General features: G+C 40.9%; 9 protein-coding genes and 1 pseudogene. All 10 read left to right on the top strand.

Translation table 11 applies throughout. The features are described 5' to 3' along the window. Positions 1-79: 79 nt before the first annotated feature. Positions 80-1,111, top strand: a complete 1,032-nt coding sequence (locus Q0F90_RS05095) for an L-threonylcarbamoyladenylate synthase (protein WP_296003955.1) — start codon at positions 80-82, stop codon at positions 1,109-1,111. A gap of 113 nt (positions 1,112-1,224) precedes the next feature. Beyond that, positions 1,225-1,671 (top strand): low molecular weight protein arginine phosphatase, encoded by a 447-nt coding sequence (locus Q0F90_RS05090; RefSeq protein ID WP_296003953.1) that lies wholly within the window; start codon positions 1,225-1,227, stop codon positions 1,669-1,671. Between the two features lie 11 nt (positions 1,672-1,682). Beyond that, the gene (rpiB, locus tag Q0F90_RS05085) at positions 1,683-2,120 is read left to right on the top strand and encodes a ribose 5-phosphate isomerase B (RefSeq protein ID WP_296003951.1); all 438 of its coding nucleotides are present in this window, start codon (positions 1,683-1,685) and stop codon (positions 2,118-2,120) included. A gap of 45 nt (positions 2,121-2,165) precedes the next feature. Then, positions 2,166-3,398, top strand: coding sequence for a serine hydroxymethyltransferase (gene glyA / locus Q0F90_RS05080; RefSeq protein WP_296003949.1), 1,233 nt, complete (start codon positions 2,166-2,168; stop codon positions 3,396-3,398). Between the two features lie 187 nt (positions 3,399-3,585). Further along, complete coding sequence (upp, locus tag Q0F90_RS05075; RefSeq protein WP_296003947.1) at positions 3,586-4,212, top strand: uracil phosphoribosyltransferase; 627 nt, start codon at positions 3,586-3,588, stop codon at positions 4,210-4,212. Positions 4,213-4,419: 207 nt separating this feature from the next. Beyond that, positions 4,420-5,445, top strand: coding sequence for a sugar-binding transcriptional regulator (locus tag Q0F90_RS05070; protein ID WP_296003945.1), 1,026 nt, complete (start codon positions 4,420-4,422; stop codon positions 5,443-5,445). Positions 5,446-5,512: 67 nt separating this feature from the next. Next, positions 5,513-6,523 (top strand): type I glyceraldehyde-3-phosphate dehydrogenase, encoded by a 1,011-nt coding sequence (gene gap / locus Q0F90_RS05065; RefSeq protein ID WP_009351659.1) that lies wholly within the window; start codon positions 5,513-5,515, stop codon positions 6,521-6,523. A gap of 13 nt (positions 6,524-6,536) precedes the next feature. Next, positions 6,537-7,715 carry a phosphoglycerate kinase gene (gene pgk, locus Q0F90_RS05060; RefSeq protein WP_296003941.1) on the top strand — a complete coding sequence of 393 codons (1,179 nt, stop codon included), beginning with the start codon at positions 6,537-6,539 and terminating at the stop codon, positions 7,713-7,715. A gap of 1 nt (position 7,716) precedes the next feature. Beyond that, positions 7,717-8,487, top strand: coding sequence for a triose-phosphate isomerase (tpiA, locus tag Q0F90_RS05055; protein ID WP_296003940.1), 771 nt, complete (start codon positions 7,717-7,719; stop codon positions 8,485-8,487). 13 nt (positions 8,488-8,500) lie between these two features. Beyond that, positions 8,501-9,059: pseudogene (locus Q0F90_RS05050) on the top strand (2,3-bisphosphoglycerate-independent phosphoglycerate mutase); the annotation flags it as partial.

The following is a 9,059-nucleotide window of genomic DNA, read 5'->3' as shown; positions in this document are numbered from 1 at the left end:
GGTCAATATTCAAATATTCAATTTATAGCTGATCTAGGTGGACATAACCGCGTTGTGACAGCTGTGTATGAGGGCTAATATGGATACTAAAATTATTACAAATCCATCTGAACAAGATATAGATATGTTAGCCCGTGCTTTACGCAATGGTGAATTGGTATCTATACCGACAGAAACTGTATATGGTTTGGGTGCCAATGGTCTAGATCCAGAGGCGATGGATAAAATTTATGCTGCTAAAGGGCGACCATCGGATAATCCTTTGATTTTGCATGTTCCTAATAGTGAAAGTATTAAACCTTTAGTAACTGAAGTGTCTGCAACAGCACAAGCCTTGATGGATAGATTTTGGCCAGGACCTTTAACAATTACGTTACCTAAGTCTGATTTAGTGCCAGATCGTGCAACGGGAGGATTGCCTCGTGTAGCGCTTCGCTGTCCTGCTCATGATGAATGTCGCCTGTTGTTACAGCGTGCAGGTATACCTATAGCAGCGCCCAGTGCTAATATCTCAGGGCGTCCAAGTCCTACTACGGCTCAAGACGTATATAACGATATGAATGGTCGTATTTCTTATATTTTAGATGCAGGGCCTTGTACAATCGGAGTAGAGTCTACCGTAGTAGAAGTACATGAGGATAAGGTCATTATTTTGCGACCAGGTGGGATTACAAAGGCACAGCTGGAAACTGTTGTTTCTACTGTAGAGTACGATACAGCCTTAGTGAATGCCGAAACTAAGCCTAAGGCGCCTGGCATGAAGTATACTCATTATGCTCCTGATGCACCTATGACTGTTGTCGTTGGTAGTCCTAAGGCTGTGGCACATACTTTTAAAGAGCTTTCAATAAATATAGAGGGCCCTATCGGCTGCTTAGTAAGTCGTGAAACCTATGAGCTCATTAAAGATGATGCGCGCTTTATGTGCCATTGTTTTGGGGCTCATGGTGATGCTTTAGCATTAGGCCATGACTTTTACAAAAGCCTATTACATTTTAACGAAAATCATGTTACCCTAATCTTAGCAGAAGGGGTGAATGATGACGGTTTTGGCGTTGCCATCATGAATCGTATGGAGAAAGCGTCTGGTCATCATATCATTTATAAGTAAATTTTCTAACATTATAAGTGTCCACTGATAATAGAAATATGTCTTTACATATTGGATATTTTTGCTATAATGTATAAAGTAATCACAAAATGTGATTAAGTAAGGATGTTATTATGAACATTTTATTTGTATGTACCGGTAATACTTGTCGTAGTCCTATGGCAGAAGGTATTACTCGTGCCCTTGCAGCGGAGCAACATAAGGATGTAACGACTGTATCGGCTGGTCTATTTGCCGCTTATGGAGCAAAGCCCACTGAACAAGCCGTTGTAGCTGTCCGTTCCATTGCTGATATTTCCGATCATGAATCGAGACCATTAACTATGGAGCTCGTAAATGCAGCAGATCTAATCATCGGTATGACGAAAGATCACAAATCTGTACTACTTCGCCAATTCCCCTTTGAGGAAGGTAAAATCAAAACGATTTCCGAGTGGGGTGGGCAAGATGGTGATGTTACTGACCCCTATGGATCTGATCAAACCGTATATAATCAATGTGCGGAGCAAATTTATCATTTAGTTGAGGCAGGCCTTAAATCAGCCCCTCAGAAAGCATAGGAGATGATATTATGAAGGTTGCAATCGGTTGTGATCATGGCGGATTGAATTTAAAAGCATCCGTTAAAGAAGTATTAAGTGCATTGGGACATGAAGTAGAAGATTTTGGTTGTCATACAGCGGAGTCTTGTGATTATCCTGATATTGCAGTACCTGTAGCGAATGCAGTCGTATCTGGTGAAGCAGATCGAGGCATTCTAATCTGTGGTACTGGCATCGGTATCGGTATTGCAGCAAATAAGATAGCGGGCATTCGAGCTGCTCTTTGTCATGATACATTCTCTGCTCATGCTTGTCGTGAACATAATAATGCGAATATCCTTACAATGGGGGAACGCGTTATTGGTCCAGGCCTTGCTAAAGATATTGTTACCATTTGGATGGCAACAGACTTTGAAGGTGGTCGTCACGAACGCCGTGTAGAGAAAATTAAAGCATTAGAGAAATAATACATCATTACCTATAGATATTTGTTTTGTACAAGGAGGATACTCATGAGTTTCTTAGAAAAACAAGACCCTAATATTCAAGCTGTTATCAATCAAGAATTGGCACGTCAACGCGATAAATTAGAAATGATCGCTTCTGAAAACTTTGTTTCTCAAGCAGTAATGGAAGCTCAAGGTAGCGTATTAACTAATAAATATGCGGAAGGGTATCCTGGCAAACGCTATTATGGTGGTTGTGGAAACGTTGACGTTATCGAAACCTTGGCAATCGAACGTGCAAAACGCTTGTTTGGCGCTGAACATGCAAACGTACAACCTCACTCTGGTTCTCAAGCAAACTTTGGTGTGTATTTTGCATTATTACAACCAGGTGACACTATTGTGGGTATGAATTTATCCCACGGTGGTCATTTGACTCATGGTTCTCCAGTTAACGTATCTGGTACATACTTCAATGTAGTACCTTATGGTGTAGATGCAGAAACACAACAAATCGACTATGATGAGTTCCGTAAAATTGTATTAGAAGCAAAACCTAAATTGATCATCGCTGGTGGTAGTGCTTATAGCCGTCAAATTGACTTCAAGAAAATGGCTGAAGTAGCTCACGAAGTAGATGCTATCTTCATGGTAGATATGGCTCACTTTGCAGGTCTTGTAGCAGCAGGCTTACATCCAAACCCTGTAGAATATGCTGATATCGTAACTACTACAACTCATAAAACATTGCGTGGTCCTCGTGGTGGTTTGATTCTTTGCAAAGAAAAATATGCTAAAGCAATCGATAAATCCATCTTCCCTGGTATCCAAGGTGGTCCTTTGATGCATGTTATCGCTGCTAAAGCTGTAGCGCTAGGCGAAGCTTTGCAACCTGAATTCAAAGTCTATGCACAACAAATCATCGATAATGCAAAAGCATTAGCTGCGGCATTGCAAGATAAAGGCTTAACAATCGTTTCTGGTGGTACAGATACTCACGTTATGCTCGTAGACGTTCGCAGCACTGGCTTAACAGGTAAAGAAGCAGAACACTTGCTTGATGAAGTAGGTATTACATGTAATAAAAATACAATTCCATTTGATCCAGCTAGCCCATTTGTAACAAGTGGTATCCGTCTTGGTACGCCAGCGCTTACAACTCGTGGTTTGCAAGTGAAAGATATGGAAGAAATTGCTGATATTATTGCAGCAGTTCTTAAAAATCCTGAAGATAAAGCAGTTCATGAAGATGCTAGCAAACGAGTAGCAGCACTTTGTGAAGCGTATCCATTGTATTAATCTATTAGATTAATGACATCAATTACACAATTATAGTCTTATAAGTCTATAATTAACATAAAAGGGGTGTGCCTTGGCACATCCCTTTTAATATTTTTATGGCATGATTTTCCATTCTATGATAGAGTTAATGTGATAGTTAAATTGCTACAAAGAGATACGTATATTGTTTTATAGGAGGACAGTCATGAAAGTTAATGTTATGACACATCCATTGATTCAACACAAAGTTACATTGATGCGTGATGTACAAACAGGCTCTAAAGACTTCAGACAATTACTTGATGAAATTACTATGTTGATGGGGTATGAAATTACACGCAACTTACCACTTGAGGATGTAGAGGTAGAAACACCATTAATGAAAATGACTGGCAAACGCATTGCAGGTAAAAAATTGGGTATCATCCCAATTCTTCGCGCCGGCCTCGGTATGGTAAACGGTATGCTTAGCTTGATTCCAACTGCAAAGGTTGGCCATATCGGTTTATACCGTGATCCTGAAACTTTAAAACCAGTAGAATACTACTGCAAATTACCATCTGATGTAAGCGAACGCGATTTCATCGTAACTGACCCAATGCTTGCAACTGGTGGTAGCGCAGCAGCAGCTATTACTTTGTTAAAAGAAAAAGGTGCACAACATATCAAATTGATGTGCCTTGTAGCGGCTCCAGAAGGTGTTGAAGTGGTAAATAAGGAGCATCCTGATGTACCTATTTACGTAGCAGCTCTTGATGAAAAACTAAATGATCATGGTTACATCTTGCCTGGTTTAGGCGATGCTGGTGACCGTATCTTCGGTACAAAATAAAATTAAAATAAACGACATACTTTTAGGTATAAAACTACTATTATTGCCTCAAAAGTATGTCGTTTTCTGCTATTTAGGGTTGAATAAAATTCACATAGGGTATAAAATAAATGTGTAAAGGTATTTTTTTATTTTAGGTGGGACGAATTTTGTTCACATGGGACGAAAAACGATTCATACAATCCCAACGGGTAAAGGAGGGACCCGATGAACGAGTTTCTAATGATATGTGAACGTATTGTTCCTGAAATCGTAAGCGTATTAAAGGAGCGATACAAGATACTAAACCACCTTGTTTATGAAGAGCCTATAGGCCGCAGGACATTAGCTACAGCGACGGACCTTCCAGAGCGAACCGTACGAAGTCATATTGAACTGATGCGTGCAAATGGCCTAGTAGACATTTATAAACCGGGGATTTTTCTCACTGACGAGGGACATGCAATTGTTCCGAAGTTACGAAATTTTTTAAACGAACTAGATCGTATTAACGAACTAGAAAGCCGATTGACGGAAGCGCTTCACATCGATAGGGTTATCATTACACCTACAGAAGGAACGTTAATGGTAAAAAAACTCGGCTTCGCTGCGGCAAAACTGTTACAGGAGTTATTAGAGCCTGATTCAGTAGTGGCTATTAGTGGTGGCAGCACTATGGCAGCGGTAGCAGAAGAAATGCCAATTTTACCATTTAATCCTACTGTAGTGCCAGCTCGTGGTGGTGTTGGTGCAGTAGTGGAATACCAAGCCAATGTCATCGCTTCTGTACTAGCCGAACGACTTCGTGGGACTTACAAGATGCTTCACTTACCAGATGGGCTTTCACAAGATTCATTGCATATGCTCATGACATGTGAACCGCAAATCAAGGAAATTGGAGATCTCATCAATAGGACTGACGTATTGTTATTTGGTATTGGTACGGCTATGCGCATGGCAGATCAGCGCCATATTGCTGATGATGTGCGTAAGCAATTGGTAGACAATCATGCAGTAGGTGAGGCGCTAGGGCAATATTGTGATATGGATGGTAAGTTGATTTATTCCACCAATAATATTGGATTATCCTTGCCCGATGTGGCAAAGGTGCCTAATGTCATTGCTGTAGCTGGTGGACAAGAGAAGGCGAGCGCAATTATAGGCGTTATGCGAGCTTGTCAAAAGGGCATACTCATCATTGATGAGCAAGCGGCTGAAGGCATGAGTCAATTGTTACAAATTTCTGCCTTATAGGCGAATGAGTAGTTATAAATTTTAGTTTGAATTTGGTTAGAATTTTTGTTATTAGGAGGATCTAACAATGGCAGTAAAAGTTGGTATTAACGGTTTTGGTCGTATCGGTAAATGTGTAGTTCGCGCAGCGATTAACAATCCTGACGTAGAAGTAGTTGCAATTAATGCAACTGGTGATAATGAAGGTACTGCATTATTATTAAAATATGACTCTGTACATGGCACAATTCCTAACGAAGTAACATTCGATGAAGACAACCTTTATGTGGATGGCAAAAAAATCCGCGTATTCCATGATCGCGATGCTTCTAAATTGCCTTGGTCTGAAGAAGGCGTAGAAATCGTAATCGAATGTACAGGTAAATACCGCGATGCAGAAGAAGCAAAAGTTCATTTAGAACAGCCTACAGTTAAAAAAGTATTGATTTCTGCACCTGGTAAAAACGAAGACTTAACTATGGTTATGGGTGTTAACCAAGACATGTACGATCCTGCAAAACACCACATCATTTCCAACGCATCTTGCACAACTAACTGCTTGGCTCCATTCGCTAAAGTATTGTGCGATGAATTCGGTATCAAACGCGGCATGATGACTACAATTCATTCCTATACAAATGACCAAAAAATTCTTGATGCACGTCATAAAGACCCTCGCCGTGCTCGTGCAGCAGCTATGTCCATCATCCCTACAACTACTGGTGCAGCTAAAGCCGTAGCTTTGGTATTGCCTCAATTGAAAGGTAAACTTGATGGTTTTGCATTGCGCGTACCTACTCCAGACGTATCTGCTACAGACCTCGTTTGCGAACTTGAAAAACCAGCTACTAAAGAAGAAATCAACGAAGCATTCCGCAAAGCAGCTGCTGGCGAATTAAAAGGCATTCTTGGCGTATCCGATGTTCCATTAGTATCTTGTGACTTTGGTTCTGACCCTCGTAGCTCCATTGTTGATGCTGATTTAACAATGGTTATGGACGGCAACATGGTTAAAATCGTTTCTTGGTATGACAACGAATGGGGTTACTCTGAACGTCTTATCGACATGGCAGCATTCGTAGCAAGCAAAGGCTTATAATCGGGAGGCTTTGATGAAACAAACAATCGAAGGTTTACAAGTAGCTAATAAAACAGTATTTGTTCGTGTTGATTTTAATGTTCCTATGAAAGACGGTGTCATCACTGATGACACTCGTATTCGTAGTGCTTTACCTACTATTAACTATTTAGTAGAACAAGGTGCAAAGGTTATCCTTGCTTCTCACTTTGGTCGTCCAAAAGGGGAACGTAAGCCAGAAATGTCTTTGGCACCATGTGCTAAGCATTTATCTGAGCTTATCAACAAACCTGTAGCATTCGTCGATGACTGTATTGGTCCTAAGGTTGAAGAAGCTGTGAAAGCATTACAACCTGGCGATATATTAATGCTTGAAAACTTGCGTTATCACAATGAAGAAACTAAAAATGACCCTGAGTTTGCTAAACAATTAGCATCTCTTGCGGACGTAGCTATTAACGATGCGTTTGGTGTTTCTCACCGTAATGCAGCATCCGTAGTTGGTATTGCTGATTATATCCCTATGGCAGCAGGTTTCTTGCTCAAAAAAGAAATTGATGCATTAAGTGCCGCAGTTGTACATCCTAAAAAACCTATGGCGGCAATTATTGGCGGTGCTAAGGTAACAGATAAAATTTCTGTTATTTCTAACCTTTTACCTAAAGTTGATGTAATGATCATCGGCGGTGGCATGGCAAATGCTTTCATTAAAGCACAAGGCTGCAACATTGGTAGCTCCTTGTTTGAAGAAGGCCAAGAAGCTATTGCTACAGACCTTGTTATGGAAGCTCGTGTAGCAGGTGCTAAATTGTTAACACCTATCGATGCTGTAGTAGCAGATGCTTTCAGCAACGATGCAAATACTAAAATCGTTGACGTCGATCAAATCGAGGACGGCTGGATGGTATTAGATATTGGCCCTAAAACTCGCGAACTCTATGTAGAGGCATTGGCGCCAATGAAGACTATTATTTGGAATGGTCCTATGGGCGTATTTGAAATGGAAAACTTTGCAGCTGGTACGAATGCAGTAGCGAAAGCTGTAGCTGAATCTGATGCGATGACTATCGTTGGCGGTGGCGACTCCGTAGCAGCCATTGAAAAAAGTGGCTTGGCAGATAAAATTAGCCATATTTCCACAGGTGGTGGTGCATCTTTAGAATTCTTAGAAGGCAAAATCCTACCAGGTATTGCTGCATTGTCTGAGGCATAATATGAGAAAACCTATTATTGCAGGAAATTGGAAAATGAATGGCACCATTGCGTCTGGGTCAATTCTGATCGAAGCGTTTAACAGCGTGTTACAAGATATGGAATTATCCTGTGATGTAGTTGTTTGCCCGCCTTTCACAGCTATTGAGCGTGCTGTAGCGCTGACGCGTAACACAGCGATTGAGGTAGGCGCACAAACTATGGATTATCATGATGCTGGTGCATTCACTGGTGAAATTTCACCACTTATGCTTACAGAGGTAGGCGTTAATTATGTCATTATCGGTCATTCTGAGCGCCGTGAATATTATGGCGAAACAGATGAGACGGTAAATGCCAAAATTAAGAGTGCATTCCATCATAATTTGAACCCTATTGTCTGTGTTGGTGAAAGTTTAGAACAACGTGAAGCTGGTCATACTATTGACTGGATTACGTCTCAACTTAAAGGGGCTTTGGCTGATATTTCGAAAGAACAAGTTAGTCAATTGATTATTGCGTACGAACCAATTTGGGCTATCGGTACTGGCAAGACAGCGACTGCTGATCAAGCTGAAGAAGTATGTAAAGCAATTCGCAATTACATTCGCTCTTTATATGGTGATGAAGCTGCTGATGCCGTTCGAATCCAATATGGTGGTAGTGTTAAATCTGAAAATGCACTAGAAATTCTAGGGGAACCAAATATTGACGGTGCCCTTGTAGGTGGTGCATCCCTAGTGGTTGATGAATTTATTGATATTATTAAAGCGGCGAATCAAGTAAGCGCTTAATATGAGGTTAAAAATGGCTAAATTAAAGGCTCCCGTAATGCTAGTCATCTTAGATGGCTTTGGCATGGGAGATCAATCAGATACAACCAATGCTGTAGTACAGGCGAAGCCGCTCTGTTTTAATCAATTATGGGATACGTATCCACATACAAAATTAGAAGCGTCAGGGCTTGCGGTAGGCCTTCCAGAAGGTCAAATGGGGAACTCTGAAGTAGGCCATTTAAACCTTGGCTCTGGTCGCATCGTATACCAAGACTTGACTCGTATAACAAAAGACGTTGAGTCTGGTGAGTTTTATAATCGCCCTGTTATGAAGGAACTATACGAAGTTGCTAAAAAACAAAGCTTACATCTTATCGGCCTAGTTTCTGATGGTAATGTGCATTGCTCCTTAGATCATATTAAGGCAGTTATTAAAGGGGCTCATGACAATGGTATCGAGCACGTTTATGTACATGCCTTGCTCGATGGTCGTGACGTAGCTCCTCAATGTGCACAAGGCTATTTAAAAGACTTAGAAGCGTATATGGCTGAGTTAAACTGTGGCAAGATTGCTACTGTAAGTGGTCGCT

This window comes from uncultured Veillonella sp. (genome assembly GCF_934190855.1).
Classification (GTDB): domain Bacteria; phylum Bacillota; class Negativicutes; order Veillonellales; family Veillonellaceae; genus Veillonella.
This window is presented reverse-complemented; position numbering and strand designations above follow the sequence as displayed.